The sequence below is a fragment of the Alcanivorax sp. MD8A genome (assembly GCF_002888555.1).
Lineage (GTDB): Bacteria > Pseudomonadota > Gammaproteobacteria > Pseudomonadales > Alcanivoracaceae > Alcanivorax.
In genome coordinates this window covers 85,506-103,286 of sequence record NZ_AQOQ01000005.1, presented here as the reverse complement: position 1 = coordinate 103,286, position 17,781 = coordinate 85,506, and the positions used below count along the sequence as shown (strand labels likewise).

The following is a 17,781-nucleotide window of genomic DNA, read 5'->3' as shown; positions in this document are numbered from 1 at the left end:
TCGGGACCTCGTCAGGCGCAGTGATCATTGCTGACGACAGTCTAGCGTCGCCAGCCCCAGCTCACCAGTACCAGAGCTGCGGCCGACAATGGCCAGCTGTAGGGATTGGCCAGCCACAGGGCGGCCCCGGCACAGCCAAGACCGGCGAGACCGGCCAGCAGTTTGTGGCGGTGGCGCACCAGCTGCTGTTCGAGGCGCGCCTCAAGGCGATCCTGCTGGTAAGGCAGGTCACGCAAGGTCTCCAGCCCGTCACGCAGCAGATCAGGCATGTCCGGTAACTGGGCGGTCCATTCCGGCAGGCGATTCTGCAGTTTCTTGAGGGTGGCGCCGGGGCCGTATTCGGCCAGCATCCAGGCTTCCAGTAGCGGGCGGCCCGTGTTCCAGATGTCCAGTTGCGGGTAGATACTGCGGCCGAGCCCTTCGATATGCACCAGGGTCTTCATCAACAGGATGTACTGCACCGGCATTTCGATGTGGTAGCGACGAGCCAGATCGAACAGTTTCATCACCAGCGGGGCGAACTCCAGCTGGTCCAGCTGGGCCGAGCGCACCGGTTCTACCAGATCGATGACGGCCCGTTCGAAGCGGGGCCGGTCAATGGGCGCCTGGTTCCAGCCGGCACGAATGACCGCGTCCACCAGGGCGCTGTAGTCCTCGCGCATGACGGCCAGCACCATGCGCCCCAGCACATTCAGGTCTTCTTTCGACAGGCGCCCGGCAATGGCGGCATCGATGGCCATGTATTGTGGGGATTCCGGGTGTTCCGGGTTAACGAAGATGTTGCCCGGGTGCATATCGGCATGGAACAGGTTGAAGCGGAAAACCTGGGCGAAAAAGATTTCCACGCCGCGTTCAGCCAGCACTTTCGGATCAATGCCGGCGGCTTTGATGCGTTCGATATCATTGACCGGGATGCCGTTGATGCGGTCCATGATGATCACCGTGGGGCTGGACAGCTCCAGGTGAATGGCGGGCATGTAGAGCAGCGGACTGAACAGGAAGTGACGGCGCATGGCTTCGCTGTTGCGGGCCTCGGCACTGAGATCCAGTTCACCAAGAATGATGTCGCGGTAGTCTTCTACCACACGCACCGGGCGGAAGTAACGGGCATCGCGCCACAGTCGCTCCAGCCAGCGGGCGCCAAAGGCCATGACCTTCAGGTCGCGCTGGACCACCGGGCGAATGGTGGGCCGCAAGACCTTGGCGACTACTTGCTGGCCGTTCTTCAATGTAGCGGCGTGCACCTGGGCCACCGACGCGGCGGCCATGGGGGTGGTGTCGAACTGTGCGAACACCTCATCAAAGGGCAGTGGCAGGCTCGCTTCGACCAGATCTCGGGCCTGTTCCCCATCGAAGGGGGCCACCTGATCCTGAAGCCGCGCCAGTGCTGCGGTCCATTCAGGCGGCAACATGTCCTGGCGAGTGGCGAGCAGCTGGCCAAACTTGATGAAAATGGGGCCAAGGCGTTCCAGTGCCTTTTGCAGGCGCTCCCCTTCACTGAGCTTGCCGGTACCCGCCCAGCTGGAGGGAACCAGAAACGACAATGTCAGCAGCAGGGTCCGTAGCGGATGGGCCGGTAACAGGGCAATCAGTCGGTAGCGGCACACCACATGGGTGACCATGAGGATGCGGGTAATGGGGGGCATCAGTGGTTGGCGTCCCTGTTCTGGTCGGCGTTGAGTCGCTGGATGCGGGCCTCAAGGCGGTCCACGTCCAGGCGCAGGTCGTCCACATCCTGGCCAAATTCATACACCTCGCGGCGGGACGGGGTGAGGCCGGATTCGTTGCCCACGTAATCGCCCAGTTGTTCTGCCAGTCGTCCGGCGGCCTGTCTGGCCCAGCCGAACAGGCGCCGGGCGCCGTAATCCAGCTGCTGGGCCAGCTCAGAGCCGGTAATCGGTTCCAGTACGGCGCCCCAGTCGATGTGCAGCTCACGGGCCAGCTGTTGCAGTTCCAGCAGCAGTTCGCGGTTGCCTGAGATGTCCACCGGCCCGGCGATGGCGCCGGGCCGGGTTTTCCATTCCAGCAACAGAGCGGCCAGATCCATGGGGCTGCCTTTAACCGCCACGTCCGGGGTGGCATCGCTGCGGTGGTATAGCTCCACGCCGTCTTCCACGATCAGGGCGTAGATCGCCAGAGGTGGCAGGGTGACGTCTACCGCCACCAGGCGCCCGGCATGCACGGCCAGTTTGTCTGCTGTCACCGGGTCGGAACGCAGCGCCGTGTTGATGGCGCGCTCAACGGTGGCCAGGGCAGTGGTGGAAATCAGGCCCGGGGAGCGTGACTGGTCTTTCAGACTCATCAGAACTTGAATCCTCTGTGCAGTGCCACGATGCCGCCCAGCATGTTGAAATACTCGGTACGGGCAAAACCGGCGTTATCCATCATGCCTTGCAGGGTGTCCTGATCCGGATGCATGCGAATGGATTCGGCTAGATACTGGTAGCTGTCGGCGTCGTTGACGATCAGTTTGCCGAGCCGCGGCCAGACCGCAAAAGAATAGGCGTCGTAGGCCTTGGCCAGGGTCTTGTTGGTGGGGGTGGAAAACTCCAGCACCAGCAAGCGGCCGCCGGGTTTGAGCACCCGCAGCATGGAGCGCAGGGCGGCGTCCTTGTCAGTGATATTGCGCAGGCCGAAGGCGATGGTGATGCAATGGAAGGTGTTGTCCTCAAAGGGGAGGCACTCGCCATTCACCTGGGCGACCTGGGTGTTGTGGCTGCAGCCTGCGTCGAACAGTCGATCACGGCCAACCTCGAGCATGGCGTCGTTGATGTCGGCCAGCACAACCTGACCGGTTTCGCCGACCAGGCGGGAAAATTTGATGGCCAGATCACCAGTGCCGCCGGCCAGGTCCAGCACCTTGTGGCCAGGGCGAATGCCGGCCAATTCGATGGTCATGCGCTTGAGAATGCGATGACTGCCCATGGAAATCAGGTCGTTCATCACATCGTATTTTCCCGCTACCGAGCGGAATACGCCGGCCACCTTTTGCTGTTTTTCCTGCCACGGTACCTGCTGGTAGCCGAAGTGTGTGACCTTGTTGTCGTCGGACATATCAATTCTCGAAAGGCGTGGGGTGGCCGGCATAGACCTTTTGCATAATGGCTTCTTCGCGGGCGGCAAGCTGCTCCAGCAGCAGGCCCACACTGGGTACCGGTTTCATCACCCGGAAACTGCGATCCATGAAATCATACAGGTTCGAAAAGCCCGCCGCATGGACTGGCTTGCGCACCATACGAAAAGTGGCATGGAGCATGCGTGAGCGAATGTAGCGATCCAGCCTGTGGCCCAGTTCGGCCACCAGCTGCACTTGCCGCAGGCGGTCATTGTGATGGTGGTCCTGGCGGAAGCCCTTGAGGTAGGTCATTTCCGTGAGCGGTTGATCCAGTGCCTCTCCCAGCGTTTGGGTGACGGCTTCGTCCAGTTCCTGGGTCAGAATGGCGGCCTCCAGTGCGGCGGCAGAGGTGGCCATGACCTTTTCAGGCAGCAACTTCATGGCCTTGGGCAAGGCGCGGCGAATCTCCCGGGCAACCGGCAGCAGTTCGCGACCTCCGTAGACATCGTCCAGTAAAAACTGAATGCCCTCGGCGGTAACGGGATCGTCGAGCAGGTGCGCATGGGTATGCTTGAGTCGCTCGCCTTGCCACTCTTGAAGGCGGCGCAGACGGGCCAAAAAAAGGGCGTCGTCGCCGTGCTGGCGCAAGGCAAAGAAGCGCTCGAGATAGTGTTGAAGCTGTTCGCCGGCGGTCATGGTTTTTCCTCCGGCGGGGATAATAGCAGGAAAGCGGTCCTGCGTCGGAAGCCAGACGTCTGACGCAGGGTGATAGCGTCAGACGTCCGTCGTCAGACTTCAGCCGTTTACAGGATATACCGGCTCAGGTCTTCGTCGTCTGCCAGCTCTCCGAGGTAACGGTCTACCGCTTCGGCATCCAGCACCAGAGGCTTGTCATGGTACTGGGTGGACAGCGAATCAGCGTCGAAGCTGATTTCTTCCAGCAGTTTCTCGAGTACCGTGTGCAGGCGGCGGGCGCCAATGTTTTCGGTGCGTTCGTTAACCTGCCAGGCCACTTCTGCAATGCGGCGGATACAGTCCTCGGTGATCTCCAGCTTCAGGCCTTCGGTGTCCAGCAGCGCCTTGTACTGTTCAGTGAGCGAACACTTGGGCTCGGTGAGGATGCGCTGGAAATCTTCCGGGCTCAGGGCGCTGAGTTCGACGCGGATCGGCAGCCGGCCTTGCAGCTCCGGGATCAGGTCGCTGGGTTTGGCCAGATGGAACGCACCGGAGGCGATAAACAGTACGTGATCGGTCTTCACCATGCCGTATTTGGTGGACACAGTGCAGCCTTCGATCAGGGGCAGCAAATCGCGTTGCACGCCTTCACGGGACACATCGGTGCCGCCGCCTTCTCCGCGTTTGGCCACTTTATCGATTTCATCGATGAACACGATGCCGCTGTTTTCCACCACGTCGATGGCTTTCACTTTCAGCTCGTCTTCATTGACGAAACGGGCGGCCTCTTCGTCACGGATCAGGCGGTAGGCTTCGCGCACACGGAGTTTTTGTGTCTTGCGCCGGCCGCTGCCGCCCATTTTGGAAAACATCTGTTGCAGCTGGCTGGTCATTTCTTCCATGCCGGGCGGGGCCATGATTTCCACCCCTGCCGGATTGGCCGCCACGTCGATCTCGATTTCCTTGTCGTCCAGTTCGCCTTCACGCAGCTTTTTGCGGAAGATCTGGCGGGTACTGTTGTCGGTTTTGCTGTCTTCCTCTGCGCCTCTGGCGGTGGGCAACAGCGCATCGAGGATGCGGTCTTCGGCGGCATCGTCAGCCTGACTGCCGACACGGGCAATTTCCTGCTCGCGCAGCATCTTGATGGCCATTTCTACCAGGTCACGGATGATGGATTCCACATCGCGCCCCACGTAGCCCACTTCCGTGAACTTGGTGGCTTCCACCTTCAGGAAGGGGGCGTTGGCCAGCTTGGCCAGGCGGCGGGCAATTTCGGTCTTGCCGACGCCGGTGGGGCCGATCATCAGAATGTTCTTGGGGGCGACTTCGGCGCGCATTTCGGCGGGCAGCTGCATGCGCCGCCAGCGATTGCGCAGGGCCAGGGCAACGGATTTCTTGGCCGGTTCCTGGCCGACAATGTGTTTGTTCAGTTCCTGAACAATTTCGCGGGGAGTCAGGTTAGGCATCGGGTTACCAGTTCAGTTCTTCAATGGTTTTCTGTTGGTTGGTGAACACGCAGATATCGCCGGCAATGGTCAGGCTTTTTTCCACAATTTCGCGTGCACCCAGCTCGGTATTCTGTAACAGCCCGGTGGCTGCGGCCTGGGCAAAGGGGCCGCCCGAGCCGATGGCAATCAGGTCATTTTCCGGTTCGATCACATCGCCGTTACCGGTAATGATCAAGGAGGCTTCCTTGTCGGCGACGGCCAGCAGGGCTTCCAGTCGTCGCAGGGCGCGGTCGGTGCGCCAGTCCTTGGCCAGCTCCACGGCGGCCCGGACCAGGTGGCCCTGGTGTTTTTCCAGTTGCGCTTCAAAGCGTTCGAACAGGGTAAAGGCGTCGGCGGTACCCCCGGCAAAACCGGCAATGACCTTGCCGTGAAAAAGGTGGCGTACCTTGCGGGCATTCCCTTTCATGACGGTGTTACCCAGTGACACCTGGCCGTCACCGCCGATGACAACGCTGTTGCCGCGGCGTACGGATACGATAGTGGTCACGTTAAGCTCCTTTCATAGTGATTCTGTTGATGTGGGGCTGGCGGGCGGGGATTCAAGCTTCAAAGGGAGTGAATAGTTAACAGTTAACAGTGAATAGTAGCGCGGGTTGGTCTGGGTGTGGGCTGATAGGTTGGAGGTCGCGCACCTGGCGTTGGCTGGGGTGTTGTTGTGGGAGCTTGCCTGCAAGCAAGGGGGATTGATTGGAGGCTATCGCTTGCAGGCAAGCTCCGACAGAGGTCACGTTTCCCGCTGCAGGCCAAGCTGTGGGAGCGGTGGTTCCACCGCGAATGAAGCGCCGGGCTTGGGCTGTCGCGGCCGGATGACCGTTCCTGCCCTATTGTCTTCCGCCTGCGGGTGCCGGCGTCTATTTTTTCATCTTGATCGGCAGGGTTTCGATGCCGTTGCTGGCCAGTTGGTCCTGGGCGCGGTGCATGGCGTTGAGGTTGTTGTAGGGACCGATCATGACCCGGTGCCAGCTGTCGCCGCTATCCAGGTTTACGGACTGGATGGAGGCCTCGAAACCTTTGAGGATCAGCTCGGCGCGGCGGCGGTCGGCGTCCTCGTTGCGGCGGAAGCTGCCCGCCTGCAACAGGTATTTTTCATCACTGTTGCGGGTGCCCGCATCAGGCTTTGGCTGACTGTTGTTTTGTTTGGGTTTGTTGTCGGTGCTGGACTGACGGGTACTGGTGTCCGTTTCGTTTTGTGGAACGATCACTTCCATCTTGGGCAGGACAGCATAGAAGTCGAATTGCGGGGGCTCGTCGCTTTTCGGTTCTTCCTTCTTTGCGGCAGGCTTGTCTTTGGGCTTGTCGGTATTGACGATGGTGGGCGTGTCGTCGCCCTGCGCCATCTGGGTTTTGCCCAGGTGAAACAGGAAGGCGCCAAACAGACCCACCATCAGTCCCGTGAATAGCCATACCCAGCCGGGCACCTGGCGTTGGGTTTTTTTCTTGCGAGTGGGGCTACGGCTGGCCCCGCGTTTTGTGTTCTTTGCCATGATCCTTCCTGGTTCTTGCCAGCCTGGCGGTCAGGGTTACATGCGTTCGAGTGGCGACAGGCCCAGCAGTTCCATGCCCTGTTTCAGGGTGCGGGCTGTCAGGGCGGCCAGCTTGAGCCGGCTCTGTTTCAGGGCCGCGTCCTCGCTGTTGAGGATCGGGCAGTGCTCGTAGAAGCTGGAGAACAGCCCGGCGAGCTCGTACAGGTACAGGCACAGCAGGTTGGGCAAGCCCTTGTCGGCCACACTTTGCAGAACTTCACCAAACTGCACCAGCCGCGCGGCCAGCGCTTGTTCGGCGTCTTCCTGAAGCAGGAAGGCTCCGTTGACATCGGCCATGTTCAGGCCTGCCTTGCGGAAGATGCTGGCGACCCGGGTGTAGGCGTACAACAAGTAAGGGGCGGTGTTGCCCTCGAAGCTGAGCATCTGGTCAAAATTGAAGATGTAGTCGCTGCTGCGGTTCTTGGACAGGTCCGCATACTTAACCGCGCCGATGCCGACCGCACGGGCGATGGTGCGCAGCTCACTGTCTGCCAGTTCCGGGTTCTTTTCCTTCACCAGCGCGTAGGCACGCTCTTCGGCCTCGTTGAGCAGGTCGATCAGTTTTACGGTGCCGCCGTCGCGGGTCTTGAAGGGGCGTCCATCCGGGCCATTCATGGTGCCAAAGCCCATGTGCGACAGGTCGGTGCTTTCCGGCACAAAGCCCGCCAGCTTGGAGAGGCTGAACATTTGCTGGAAGTGCAGGGCCTGACGCTGGTCGACAAAGTAGAGCATGCGGTCAGCGCCAAGGGTGTCGGCGCGGTAGCGCAGGGCGGCCAGGTCGGTGGTGGCGTACAGGTAGCCGCCGTCGGCTTTTTGCACGATGACGGGCAGCGGGTCGCCTTCCTTGTTCTTGTATTCGTCCATGAAGACGCATTGGGCGCCCTGGTCTTCACTGAGCAGGCCCTTGCTGGCCAGGTCCGAGACCACTTGTGGCAAGTCGTCGTTGTAGGCACTTTCGCCGCGTACATCGTCTGCGGTCAGGCTGACGCCGAGGCGGTCATAAACGGCCTGACAGTGACTCAGGGAAATGGCGTTGAACTCGCCCCACAGTTTCAGACATTCCGGGTCATGGGCCTGCAGCTTGACCACCAGGCCACGGGCCCGGGTGGCGAACGCCTCCGATTCGTCGAAGCGCTGTTTGGCGGCACGGTAGAAGCCTTCCAGGTCGCTCAATTCGCTGGACAGTTCGGCGGCGCTCTCTTCGTCCTTCTGCTCTTCCAGATAGGCGAGCAGCATGCCGAACTGGGTCCCCCAGTCGCCCACGTGGTTCTGGCGAACCACATTGTGACCCAGGAATTCCAGCGTTCGTACGACCGCGTCGCCGATGATGGACGACCGCAGGTGCCCCACGTGCATTTCCTTGGCCAGGTTCGGGGAGGAGTAGTCCACCACTACGGTCTGGATCTGTTGTGGGCGGGGCACGGACAGATGGGCATCTGCCAACGCCTGATCCAGCAGGCTGGTGAGCCAGTCGCTGGCCTGAAAGAAGTTGATAAAGCCGGGCCCGGCAATCTCGGTCTTGGCAATGGCGCTGTCCTGCGGCAGGGCGGCAATCAGCTTGTCGGCCAGGTCGCGTGGCTTCATGCCGGCGGGTTTGGCCAGCATCAGCGCGATGTTGGTGGCGAAATCGCCATGGCTCTTGTCCTTGGTGCGGTCGATTTGCACCGGGCGCTTGGCGTCGGCAGGCAGCGTGCCCTCGGCGATCAGGGTGTCGAGAGCGGTTTCAATCAGGGAAATCAGGCGTTCTTTCATGGGGTCCGTCGGGGCCGTTTGACTGGCCGGCGATTGTACGGGAAAAGGGCGGTTGACGCATGGGTCGGGCTGTTTTTTTACCACAGAGGATAAAGGGAGCGCCGAGTCGAAAAGCTGCCAGCACCCGGGCGCTTTTGCCGTTTCTCTCCGCCAAGAGGGGGCGTCATGCCGGCCAATCCGAGGTCGGGTGCCAGTTCAAATCTCATGCCCGCGCATCCGCGACACGCCCTGATAAAGCCACTTTTACAGCATGTCGATGGGGTCGACATCCACATGCCAGCGGCACTGGCGTGACTGTGGTGATTGGCGGGCGGCGTCCAGCAGGCGCTCCAGGGTTTGATGCAGGGGCGCCCGCTGGCTGGCCTGCAGCAGCAATTGGGCTCGGTAGCGGCCGGCCCGTTTTTCCATGGGGGCGGGGACCGGGCCGAGCACATTCACGCCGTCGGCGACCGGTTGCTGGGCGAGCTCCTGAAGGAATGCCATGGCCTTGCCCAGCGTCATGGCTTCGCAGCGGAACAGGGCCAGATGGCCGAAAGGAGGCAAGGCGGCCATGCGCCGCTCTTCGAGCAGGGCGCTGGCCAGGGCCGGGTAGTCACCGCTGGCGGCCAGCTGCAGTAAGTGATGGTCCGGGTGGCGGGTCTGGAGCAATACCCGGCCCTGACCTTCGCGGCCACTGCGCCCTGCAACTTGTAACAACAGTTGGGCGGCTTGCTCGGGGCCGCGAAAATCGGCGCTCAGGAAACCGGCGTCCATATCCAGAATCGCTACCAGTGCCAGCTTCGGGAAATGGTGCCCCTTGGCGAGCATTTGGGTGCCGACCAGCACGGCCGGGTCGCCCTGGCGGATGGTCTTGAGTTTGCTGTCCAGTTCCCCCTTGCGGCGGGTGGCATCGCGGTCGATGCGGATCACCGGCACCGGCAGGGACTGTTCCAGCAGCTCGGTGAGCTTTTCGGTGCCGCTACCGGCTTCATGGATGGCGCTGGAACCACAGCTGGGGCAGCGTGATGGTACGCGCTGCTGGCTGTCGCAGTGGTGACAGCGCAGGTTGTTTTCGGCCCGGTGCCAGGTGAGAAAGCTGTCGCACCGTTTGCACTCAGCCTGCCAGCCGCAATCCTGGCACAGGATCATGGGGGCATAGCCTCGGCGGTTAATAAACACCAGAGCCTGGTTGCCGTTGTCCACGCACTGCTTGATGGCTTGCAGTGACAGGGGGAGCAGAGGCTGATTGGGAGGCGCGAGGGTGGCGTCCAGAATTTCGATGCCGGGGCGCTGTTGCTCGGTGGCCCGGCGCGACAGTTTCAGCCAGTGGAAGCGCTGGTCGCGTGCCAGCTGCAGGGTTTCCAGTGCCGGGGTGGCGCTGCCGAGCAATACCGGGATGTTCAGGGTCTGGGCTCGCCAGGTGGCCAGGTCGCGTGCGTGGTAGCGGAAACCGTCCTGCTGCTTCAGGGAACTGTCATGGGCCTCGTCGACAATGATCAGGCCGGGATTCGCCAGCGGCGTGAAGATGGCCGAACGGGTGCCGATGATGATGCGTGCCTTGCCGTCCCGGGCCGCCAGCCAGTTATCCAGTCGCTCCCGGTCGGTGAGGCCGGAGTGCAACGTGGTGACAGGCACGGCAAAGCGTTGCCGGAAGCGCTGCACGGTTTGCGGGGTCAGGCCGATTTCGGGTACCAGCACCAGTACCTGCTTGCCGGCGGCCAATTGGGGCGCCATGGCCTGCAGGTAGACTTCGGTTTTGCCGCTGCCGGTGACTCCATCGAGCAGGAAGGGGGTAAAGCCCTCTGCATCCTGAATGGCATTAATGGCTTGCTGTTGCTCTCCGTTGGCGGCCAGTGGCGGCTCGGCCAGTACCTCCTTGCTGATGCCGGGGCCGTTTTCGACCACGAAGTGTTCGGCCCAGCCCTTGTCGCGCAGGGCGTTAAGGGCCGGGGAGGCCACGTCGAGGGCGTTGAGCATGGCGCTGCTCAGGCCTTTGGGGTGTTCGCGCAATACTTGCAGGGCCTGGTGCTGGCGGGGGGCTCGGCTGACCTGTTCGTCGCTGACATGGGTGCCGCGTTCGGTGAGCCGCCAGCGTTTTTCCTGGCTGGGCTGGGCATCGCCGCCCTGGCGTAGCAGGGCGGGCAGGGCGTAATTGAGCACCTCGCCCAGCGGGTGATGGTAATAGCGGGCGGCCCGTTCACAAAGGGCATAAAGTTCTGCGGTGAAGACCGGGGTGTCGTCGAGAACCGCGCTGACGGCCTTGAGTTTGGGATAATCGCTTTGGGTCTGGCCATGCACTACGCCGACCAGGGTGCGGCGCCCAAACGGGACCTGGACGCGGGTGCCCTGTGCCGGCGCCGGTGAGCCGGAATACAGATAGTCGTAGCAGCCAGGCAGGGGGACTGGCAGGGCAATTTGCAGCACGGGTTTGGTCGACACGGAGTTTCCTGAGCCTGCAGCCCCCATAGCGGGGCATAATGGCGCTTGCGGATTGGAATCAAGCTGTTATGATTCGCCTTCTTTTTCCCAGACGCAAGCCGTGTGGTGCCTGTCGTAGAGGCAGGTAGCGACACAGATTGGAGCTCAGCAATGAAACCAGAGATTCATCCCGAATACCAGGCAGCCACCTACTCCTGTAGCTGTGGCAACGTGATCGAGAGCCGTTCCACCCGTGGTGGTGACATGTCCCTCGACGTTTGCTCCGCCTGCCATCCTTTCTATACTGGCAAGCAGAAGCAGGCTGACAGCGGCGGCCAGATCGACAAGTTCAAGCAGCGCTTCGGCATGATGCGCAGCAAAAAGGACTGATCGCGAGAGCGAACAACCCTTTTAAGACTTGCCAAAAGCACCCTGCCGGGTGCTTTTTGCTTTTTTGACCTTGCGAACACAGTGTATATCCCTCAAAGGGACCAGCGGAGACCACCATGTCCGAGGATTTGAAAACGGCGGCTTTGGAATATCATGCCAAGCCGAGACCCGGGAAAATCAGTGTTGAAGTGACCAAGCCAGCGGCAACCAGCCGTGACCTGAGCCTGGCCTACAGCCCCGGGGTGGCCGAGCCGGTGCGTGAAATCGCGCGGGAGCCGGAGCTGGCCTACCGTTTTACGTCCAAAGGCAATCTGGTTGCGGTGATCAGTGATGGTACCGCTATCCTCGGTCTCGGTAATCTGGGGGCGCTGGCGTCCAAGCCGGTGATGGAAGGCAAGGGCATCCTGTTCAAACTGTTTGCCGGTATCGACGTGTTCGATATCGAGGTGGATGCTGAGGATTCTCAGGCGTTCATCGATACGGTGGTGCGCATCCATCGCACTTTCGGCGGGATCAATCTGGAAGATATCCGGGCCCCGGAGTGTTTCGAGATTGAGCGCATCCTGAAAGAGCAGTGCGATGTGCCGGTATTTCATGATGATCAGCATGGTACTGCCATTGTCGTGGGAGCCGGCTTGATCAATGCCCTGGAAATCCAGAAAAAGCGTATCGAAGACATCAAGGTGGTTTGTGTTGGCGCCGGGGCTGCCGGTGTTGCCTCTGTGCGTTTGTTGATCGAGATGGGTGCCCGCAAGGAGAACATCCTGGTGCTGGACCGCAAGGGCGTTATTCACAGCCGTCGCGATGACCTGAACCAGTACAAGGCGGCGCTGGCCAACGATACCGACAAGCGCACGCTGGATGATGCCATTGAAGGGGCTGATGTGTTCATCGGTGTGTCCGGTCCGGATACGCTTAGCCCTGAGATGGTGAAGAAGATGGCCGAGAAGCCGATCATTTTTGCCCTGGCAAACCCGGATCCGGAGATCCGCCCGGAAGTGGCCAAGGCGGCTCGCCCTGACGCCATTGTGGCCACTGGCCGCTCTGACTTCCCGAACCAGGTGAACAATGTGCTGTGTTTCCCGTACATGTTCCGCGGTGCGCTGGATGTCCGCTCGACGTCTATCACGGAAGAGATGAAGATCGCTGCGGTGCATGCCATTGCCGAGCTGGTGCGCACGGCGCCCCCGCAAGAGGTGCTGGACGCCTATGGCGGCGAGCCGCTGACCTTCGGTGCGGATTACATCATTCCGAAACCCAATGACCCGCGCTTGCTTGGCAAAGTGTCAGCTGCGGTGGCTCGTGCCGCCGTCGATTGCGGTGTGGCCCGTAAAGGGTACCCGTCGCACTACCCGCTCAATTCACTGGATGAGATTTTTCCGGCGTTGTAAGCAGGGTCTGCGAGCCATAAAAAAACCGCCCGTTATGGGCGGTTTTTTTATGGGCGCTGATCAGAAGATCTGTTCCGGAGCGCGATGTCCGCCGGCGGGGGCCAGAGGGGGCTCCAGATCCGGCACCTGGGTTTCGATGAAGTATTCCTTGATGGCATCCGGGTTTTCGGGGCGGGCCAGCAGGCCGTTGTCCGGGTTGATGCGCACGGTGGCAATACCGGAGGGTTGCTCCAGCTGATGGTCGGCTACGCCCTCCAGGGCGGGTCCCATGTAGTCCATCCAGATGGGCAGTGCGGCCTTGCCACCGTATTCCCCCCAGCCGAGGTTGGCGGGATTGTCGAAGCCAACCCATACGGTGGCAACAAGATCGGGAGAATAGCCGGAGAACCAGGCGTCCATCTGATCGTTGGTGGTACCGGTTTTGCCCGCGAGGTCCCGACGGCCCAGACGGTTGGCCTGGTGGCCGGTACCTCGACGCACCACGTCCTGCAGCATGGAGTTCATGAGCCAGGCGACCCGCTCATCCAAAACCCGTGGAGCCATCAGTGGGGCGGGCTGGCTGTCCGGGTTGCTGCTGGTGTCTGCAGGGGGGGTACAGGGGCTTTCGCAGCGAATCACCTTTGGTGCTTGCCAGAGTATTTCGCCATCTTCGCGCTCGATGCGCTGGATACCCCAGGCAGGCACCCGGTAACCACCATTTGCAAAGATGCTGTAGGCGGTAGCGATTTCCATGGGGGTGACGCTGGCACTGCCCAGTGCCAGTGACAGATCTCGCTGAAAGGTGTCGGTGGGGAGGCCGAAACGCTTGAGGGTGCCCATGGCCTGGCTGATGCCGATCTGGCGCAGTATGCGGATGGACACCAGATTCAGCGAACGGTACAGCGCTTCGCGCATGCGGGTGGGCCCATAGAACTTGCCGCTGGCGCCAGTGGGCCGCCAGGCAGTTTCCAGTTTGTCATCGTCGAACACGACTGGGGCGTCGTTGATGATGGACGCTGGTGTAAAGCCGTTCTCCATGGCGGAGGTATAAATGAAGGGCTTGAAGACCGAGCCTGCCTGGCGTTTGCTTTGGACGGCCCGGTTGAAATTGGATGCGCTGAAGCTGTAGCCGCCCTGCAGGGCTTCGATCGCACCGGTCTGGGGATCAAGGGAAACCAGTGCTGACTGGGCGCGAGGGACCTGGGCAAGTCGCCAGCGGCGGTCGTCATCGTTGCCTGCGGGACGGACGTAGATGATGTCCCCGGTAGCCATGGCCTGGCTTGCCTTGCTGATTTCGTTGCCAACGTACTTGTCGCTGATATAGCGGCGGGCCCACTGGATGTCCTCCCACTGCAGCTCTGCCCGCTTGCCATCACTGAACAGCACATCCGCCTGTTGTCCGTTGACGGCGGTGACGATGGCTGGGCGCAATGGGCCCACCCGGTGGTGTTTCTGCAGCAGTTTGGCCCAGGCGGCGACGCTGGGGTCCAGTCCGGTGATGGTCTTTTCCAGTTCGGCTTTGTCTTCTTCGAGGGGTTGGCCGGCGTCAGCTTCTTCAGGCGGTGTTTCCTGGTCCTTGCGCTGCATGGCGGGGAGTGAAGGCAGCGCGGATGTGTCTATCTGGGCCACCGGTCCGCGGTAGCCATGCCGCTCATCATAGCTGTGGAGTCCGTCGCGCAGGGCGTGTACGGCGGCGGTCTGCTTGGCGCTATCCAGGGTGGTAATGATGCGGATGCCATCGGTGTAGATATCGGCATCCACCAGGTCCATGGCCTGAAGACGGATCATTTCGGCGAAATAGGCGCCTTCGACCTCTGGTTGGGCGGCATGGAAGCGGGCCGATACGGGCTGCTGCTGGGCCGCCAGCCGTTCTTCGTGGCTGATAGCGCCGGTTTCTTCCATCCGGAACAGGATCCAGTTGCGCCTCACCAGAGCCCGTTCCGGGTTGGTGATGGGGTTGTAGGCAGAGGGGGCCTTGGGTAGCCCGGCAATCATGGCCATCTGGGCTACATTCAGTTCACCGATATCCTTGCCGTAGTAAACCTGGGACGCGGCCTGGGCGCCGTAGGCGCGGTGACCCAGGTAGATCTTGTTCAGGTACAGCTCCAGAATCTCTTCCTTGCTGAGTACCCGCTCGATCTGTATCGCCAGTACGATCTCATTGAACTTGCGCAAGAAGCGCTGCTCGCGGCCGAGGAAGAAGTTACGCGCGACCTGCATGGTGATGGTAGAGCCGCCGGAGCGGATCTCACGGTAGCGGGCCAGTTCCACTGCAGCGCGTAACAGCCCCTTCATGTCTACCCCGTTATGGCTGAAGAAGCGCTCATCCTCTGCCGCCAGTACGGCCTGTACCAGTGGTTGCGGCAGTTCATCAAAGGTCACTGGTTGGCGCCGTTTTTCGCCATATTCTGCAACAAGCTTCATGTCATGGCTGTATATCCGCAGAGGAATCTGGTATTCCACCTCGCGAATCTGGCTGGCCGGGGGCAGTTGGGGGGCCAGATACAGGTAGCTGGCGGCCAGTATCAACAGGCCTCCACCGGTGCCGGCGGTGAGGAGAAGGAGCAGGTATCGGATCCAGGGGGGTAAACGCATGTTTTCGACAACTACAGGCTGGGATCAGAAGAAGGGCCTAGCTGGCCCGTGAAGTGGGTCATTATATGGTGGAAAGGTTGTTGTGATCTAATATCTGTTCTGCTATTACTAACTCCTAAAGTAATTCGACATAAAAAACCTGTAAGTGTATCTTTAGCAAGAAAAAACACTTCAATAATAACCAGACGGGACGACGACAGTGCTGCCTTTCCTCAGAAAAAAGGCCCAGACACTACTGGGGATCGACATCAGTTCTACCGCAGTCAAACTGCTGGAACTGTCCAAATCCGGGGGCCGCTACAAGGTCGAAAGCTACGGGGTTGAACCCCTGCCGGCCAACGCGGTTGTCGAAAAGAACATCACCGATGTGGAAGGGGTGGGCGATGCGATTGCCCGCCTGGTCAGTCGTGCGCGCCCGGGGGTAAAAACCGCGGCGGTGGCGGTGTCTGGCTCTGCGGTGATTACCAAGCTGATCGAGCAGGATGCCAGCCTGAACGAGGATGAGCTCGAAGCCCAGCTTAAATCCGAGGCCGATCAATATATTCCCTATCCCATGGATGAGGTCCGCATGGACTTTCAGGTCGTGGGGCCGGTAGAAGGCAACGATGAGCGTGTTGAGGTTCTGGTGGCGGCGTCCCGCACCGAGAACGTGGAAATGCGTACTGATGCCCTCGAAATCGGTGGGCTGCAGGCCAAGGTCGTGGATGTGGAGGCCTACGCCATGGAGCGTGCCTACCAGCTGGTGCTGCCTACCCTGCCGAATGCCGATGAGCTGGAAACCGTCGCCGTTTTTGACATCGGCGCGACCATGACCACGCTCAATGTGTTCCATCAGGGCCGTAGCGTGTATACCCGCGAGCAGCTGTTCGGTGGCAAGCAACTGACTGAGGAAATTCAGCGTCGCTACGGCATCTCCATGGAAGAGGCTGGCCTTGCCAAGAAGACCGGTGAGCTTCCCGACGATTATGAAAGTGAAGTGCTGCAGCCGTTCAAGGATGCGGTGGTGCAGCAGGTGAATCGTTCACTGCAGTTCTTTTATGGTTCTACCCAGTTTAACGAGGTGGACTATATCCTGCTGGCCGGGGGGTCGGCATCGATTCCGGATCTGGATGACCTGATTCAGGAAAAGGTGGGGGCCAGCTGTTCCGTGGCCAATCCGTTCAGTGATATGGCGCTGGCGAACAAGGTAAGTGCCTCTGCCATTGCCAATGATGCACCGGCGCTGATGATCGCCTGTGGCTTGGCCCTGAGGAGCTTTGACCAATGACAACAACAATTAACCTCCTGCCGTGGCGTGAAGAGCGCCGCAAGCAGCAACAGCAGGAATTTATCGTCATGCTGGTGATCGCGGCGGTCATCGGTTTTGCCTTGTTCTGGTTCTGGCAGTCCAGTGTTAACCAGCAAATTGCTGATCAGCGTGCGCGCAACAGTCATATTGAAGCAAAGTCCGCCGAGCTTGATTCCAAGATCAAGGAAATCAAGGAGCTGAAGGCGCGGCGTGATGAGTTGGTGGCGAGAATGGAAGTGATCCAGGGGTTGCAAGGTAACCGGCCCGCGATCGTCTATGTCTTTGACCAGCTGGTAAAGACCTTGCCTGATGGAGTGTTTTATAACCAGATCAAGCGTGTCGGTGAGACCTACACGATTGCAGGTGTCGCAGAAAGTAATAACCGTATTTCACGTCTGATGCGCAATCTGGACGAGTCAGACTGGTTCCAGGAAGCGACGCTGCAGAATGTGACTGCTCTGGAGGATGGTTCTGAAGCCAATAGTTTCAAGTTGACGGTCAAACAGGCCTCCGCGAACAGCCAGGATGAGGAAGAAAAACAATGAAAGCCTCTGAGCTGAAAAATATGGATTTGCGTGAGCTCATGGATGAGCTCAACAGTCTGGATTTCGAGAATGTTGGGGGGTGGCCGACGCCAGTGAAGGTGGTGGCTGCGTTGTTGGTGCTGATCGCGGTGTTGGCTTTGGGGTACTTCTTCTCAATCAAGGATCTGGGAGGGGTGCTTGAGTCGCAGCAGCGGGAAGAGGCGAGTTTGCTGCAGGCCTACGAGAAGAAGGCGTTCGAGGCCCATAACCTTGAACAATTTCGCAAGCAGCTTGCCGAGATGGAGCAGACCTTTGGTGCTCTCCTGAAGCAGCTGCCCATCGACACCGAAGTGCCTGGCTTGCTTGAGGACATTACGCATACCGGATTGGGTAGCGGTCTCGAGTTTGAAAACATTGCATTGCAGGGCGAGGTGGAAAAGGAGTTTTATGCCGAGCTGCCCATTGATATTGAGGTGATTGGCGATTTTCATGGCTTTGGTTCTTTTGTTTCCGGGGTGGCGGCATTGCCCCGGATTGTAACCTTGCATGATTTCACTATTAGTCGTCCGCCAGAAAACAAGCCAGAGCTAGTGGCTCTCGGGTTGCTGAAAATGGATATCACCGCCAAGACCTACCGCTACTCTTCCAGAGATGCCTCGGTTGGTGCGTCGGCCACTGGCAAGAAGAAATAACGGGGGCGTGTG

Annotated in this window: 15 protein-coding genes; 5 read left to right on the top strand and 10 right to left on the bottom strand. The window is 60.2% G+C overall.

Translation table 11 applies throughout. The annotated features are described in order from the left end of the window. Positions 1 to 41 precede the first annotated feature (41 nt). From A15D_RS04270 to A15D_RS04230, 9 genes are all read right to left on the bottom strand, one after another. Positions 42 to 1,646 carry an AarF/UbiB family protein gene (locus A15D_RS04270; RefSeq protein ID WP_022985304.1) on the bottom strand — a complete coding sequence of 535 codons (1,605 nt, stop codon included), beginning with the start codon at positions 1,644 to 1,646 and terminating at the stop codon, positions 42 to 44. Further along, positions 1,646 to 2,302, bottom strand: coding sequence for an SCP2 domain-containing protein (locus A15D_RS04265; protein ID WP_022985303.1), 657 nt, complete (start codon positions 2,300 to 2,302; stop codon positions 1,646 to 1,648). The genes A15D_RS04270 and A15D_RS04265 overlap by 1 nt, the downstream gene beginning before the upstream one ends. Next, complete coding sequence (gene ubiE / locus A15D_RS04260; protein ID WP_022985302.1) at positions 2,302 to 3,054, bottom strand: bifunctional demethylmenaquinone methyltransferase/2-methoxy-6-polyprenyl-1,4-benzoquinol methylase UbiE; 753 nt, start codon at positions 3,052 to 3,054, stop codon at positions 2,302 to 2,304. Before ubiE ends, A15D_RS04265 begins: the two co-directional genes overlap by 1 nt. A 1-nt stretch (position 3,055) precedes the next feature. Continuing rightward, positions 3,056 to 3,751, bottom strand: a complete 696-nt coding sequence (locus A15D_RS04255; protein WP_102790911.1) for a hypothetical protein — start codon at positions 3,749 to 3,751, stop codon at positions 3,056 to 3,058. A 107-nt stretch (positions 3,752 to 3,858) separates the two neighbouring features. Next, positions 3,859 to 5,196, bottom strand: coding sequence for an ATP-dependent protease ATPase subunit HslU (gene hslU, locus A15D_RS04250; RefSeq protein WP_102790910.1), 1,338 nt, complete (start codon positions 5,194 to 5,196; stop codon positions 3,859 to 3,861). A gap of 4 nt (positions 5,197 to 5,200) precedes the next feature. After that, positions 5,201 to 5,725, bottom strand: a complete 525-nt coding sequence (gene hslV / locus A15D_RS04245) for an ATP-dependent protease subunit HslV (RefSeq protein WP_102790909.1) — start codon at positions 5,723 to 5,725, stop codon at positions 5,201 to 5,203. A gap of 364 nt (positions 5,726 to 6,089) precedes the next feature. Further along, a complete protein-coding gene (locus tag A15D_RS04240) occupies positions 6,090 to 6,722 on the bottom strand; it encodes an SPOR domain-containing protein (protein ID WP_102790908.1) in 633 nt (210 codons plus the stop codon). Positions 6,723 to 6,758: 36 nt separating this feature from the next. Next, on the bottom strand, positions 6,759 to 8,513 hold the full coding sequence (gene argS / locus A15D_RS04235) for an arginine--tRNA ligase (RefSeq protein ID WP_102790907.1): 1,755 nt from the start codon (positions 8,511 to 8,513) through the stop codon (positions 6,759 to 6,761). 243 nt (positions 8,514 to 8,756) lie between these two features. Then, positions 8,757 to 10,931, bottom strand: coding sequence for a primosomal protein N' (locus tag A15D_RS04230; protein WP_102790906.1), 2,175 nt, complete (start codon positions 10,929 to 10,931; stop codon positions 8,757 to 8,759). Between the two features lie 150 nt (positions 10,932 to 11,081). Between A15D_RS04230 and rpmE the strand changes: the two genes are divergently transcribed. Both rpmE and A15D_RS04220 read left to right on the top strand, forming a co-directional pair. Next, on the top strand, positions 11,082 to 11,300 hold the full coding sequence (gene rpmE, locus A15D_RS04225; RefSeq protein WP_102790905.1) for a 50S ribosomal protein L31: 219 nt from the start codon (positions 11,082 to 11,084) through the stop codon (positions 11,298 to 11,300). A gap of 116 nt (positions 11,301 to 11,416) precedes the next feature. Next, positions 11,417 to 12,691, top strand: a complete 1,275-nt coding sequence (locus A15D_RS04220; RefSeq protein WP_102790904.1) for a malic enzyme-like NAD(P)-binding protein — start codon at positions 11,417 to 11,419, stop codon at positions 12,689 to 12,691. Between the two features lie 60 nt (positions 12,692 to 12,751). On the opposite strand, the gene A15D_RS04215 is transcribed toward A15D_RS04220, so the two are convergent. Further along, positions 12,752 to 15,265, bottom strand: a complete 2,514-nt coding sequence (locus A15D_RS04215) for a penicillin-binding protein 1A (protein ID WP_102790903.1) — start codon at positions 15,263 to 15,265, stop codon at positions 12,752 to 12,754. A 199-nt stretch (positions 15,266 to 15,464) separates the two neighbouring features. Between A15D_RS04215 and A15D_RS04210 the strand changes: the two genes are divergently transcribed. Genes A15D_RS04210 through A15D_RS04200 form a run of 3 tightly spaced genes read left to right on the top strand, consistent with a single transcriptional unit; the run spans position 15,465 to position 17,769 of the window. Then, complete coding sequence (locus tag A15D_RS04210; RefSeq protein ID WP_102790902.1) at positions 15,465 to 16,532, top strand: pilus assembly protein PilM; 1,068 nt, start codon at positions 15,465 to 15,467, stop codon at positions 16,530 to 16,532. Next, positions 16,529 to 17,098 (top strand): PilN domain-containing protein, encoded by a 570-nt coding sequence (locus A15D_RS04205; RefSeq protein ID WP_102790901.1) that lies wholly within the window; start codon positions 16,529 to 16,531, stop codon positions 17,096 to 17,098. The genes A15D_RS04210 and A15D_RS04205 overlap by 4 nt, the downstream gene beginning before the upstream one ends. Next, positions 17,095 to 17,769: a type 4a pilus biogenesis protein PilO gene (locus tag A15D_RS04200; RefSeq protein ID WP_102790900.1), complete on the top strand. Its 675-nt coding sequence runs from the start codon at positions 17,095 to 17,097 to the stop codon at positions 17,767 to 17,769. The genes A15D_RS04205 and A15D_RS04200 overlap by 4 nt, the downstream gene beginning before the upstream one ends. Positions 17,770 to 17,781: the final 12 nt, after the last annotated feature.

Excerpts from the sequence above, each read along its gene's own strand:
- A15D_RS04220 (WP_102790904.1), top strand. The coding sequence starts at position 11,417 with ATGTCCGAGGATTTGAAAACGGCGGCTTTGGAATATCATGCCAAGCCG.
- A15D_RS04270 (WP_022985304.1), bottom strand. The coding sequence starts at position 1,646 with ATGCCCCCCATTACCCGCATCCTCATGGTCACCCATGTGGTGTGCCGC.
- argS (WP_102790907.1), bottom strand. The coding sequence starts at position 8,513 with ATGAAAGAACGCCTGATTTCCCTGATTGAAACCGCTCTCGACACCCTG.
- A15D_RS04200 (WP_102790900.1), top strand. The coding sequence starts at position 17,095 with ATGAAAGCCTCTGAGCTGAAAAATATGGATTTGCGTGAGCTCATGGAT.
- ubiE (WP_022985302.1), bottom strand. The coding sequence starts at position 3,054 with ATGTCCGACGACAACAAGGTCACACACTTCGGCTACCAGCAGGTACCG.
- A15D_RS04215 (WP_102790903.1), bottom strand. The coding sequence starts at position 15,265 with ATGCGTTTACCCCCCTGGATCCGATACCTGCTCCTTCTCCTCACCGCC.
- A15D_RS04240 (WP_102790908.1), bottom strand. The coding sequence starts at position 6,722 with ATGGCAAAGAACACAAAACGCGGGGCCAGCCGTAGCCCCACTCGCAAG.
- rpmE (WP_102790905.1), top strand. The coding sequence starts at position 11,082 with ATGAAACCAGAGATTCATCCCGAATACCAGGCAGCCACCTACTCCTGT.
- A15D_RS04265 (WP_022985303.1), bottom strand. The coding sequence starts at position 2,302 with ATGAGTCTGAAAGACCAGTCACGCTCCCCGGGCCTGATTTCCACCACT.
- A15D_RS04255 (WP_102790911.1), bottom strand. The coding sequence starts at position 3,751 with ATGACCGCCGGCGAACAGCTTCAACACTATCTCGAGCGCTTCTTTGCC.
- hslU (WP_102790910.1), bottom strand. The coding sequence starts at position 5,196 with ATGCCTAACCTGACTCCCCGCGAAATTGTTCAGGAACTGAACAAACAC.
- A15D_RS04205 (WP_102790901.1), top strand. The coding sequence starts at position 16,529 with ATGACAACAACAATTAACCTCCTGCCGTGGCGTGAAGAGCGCCGCAAG.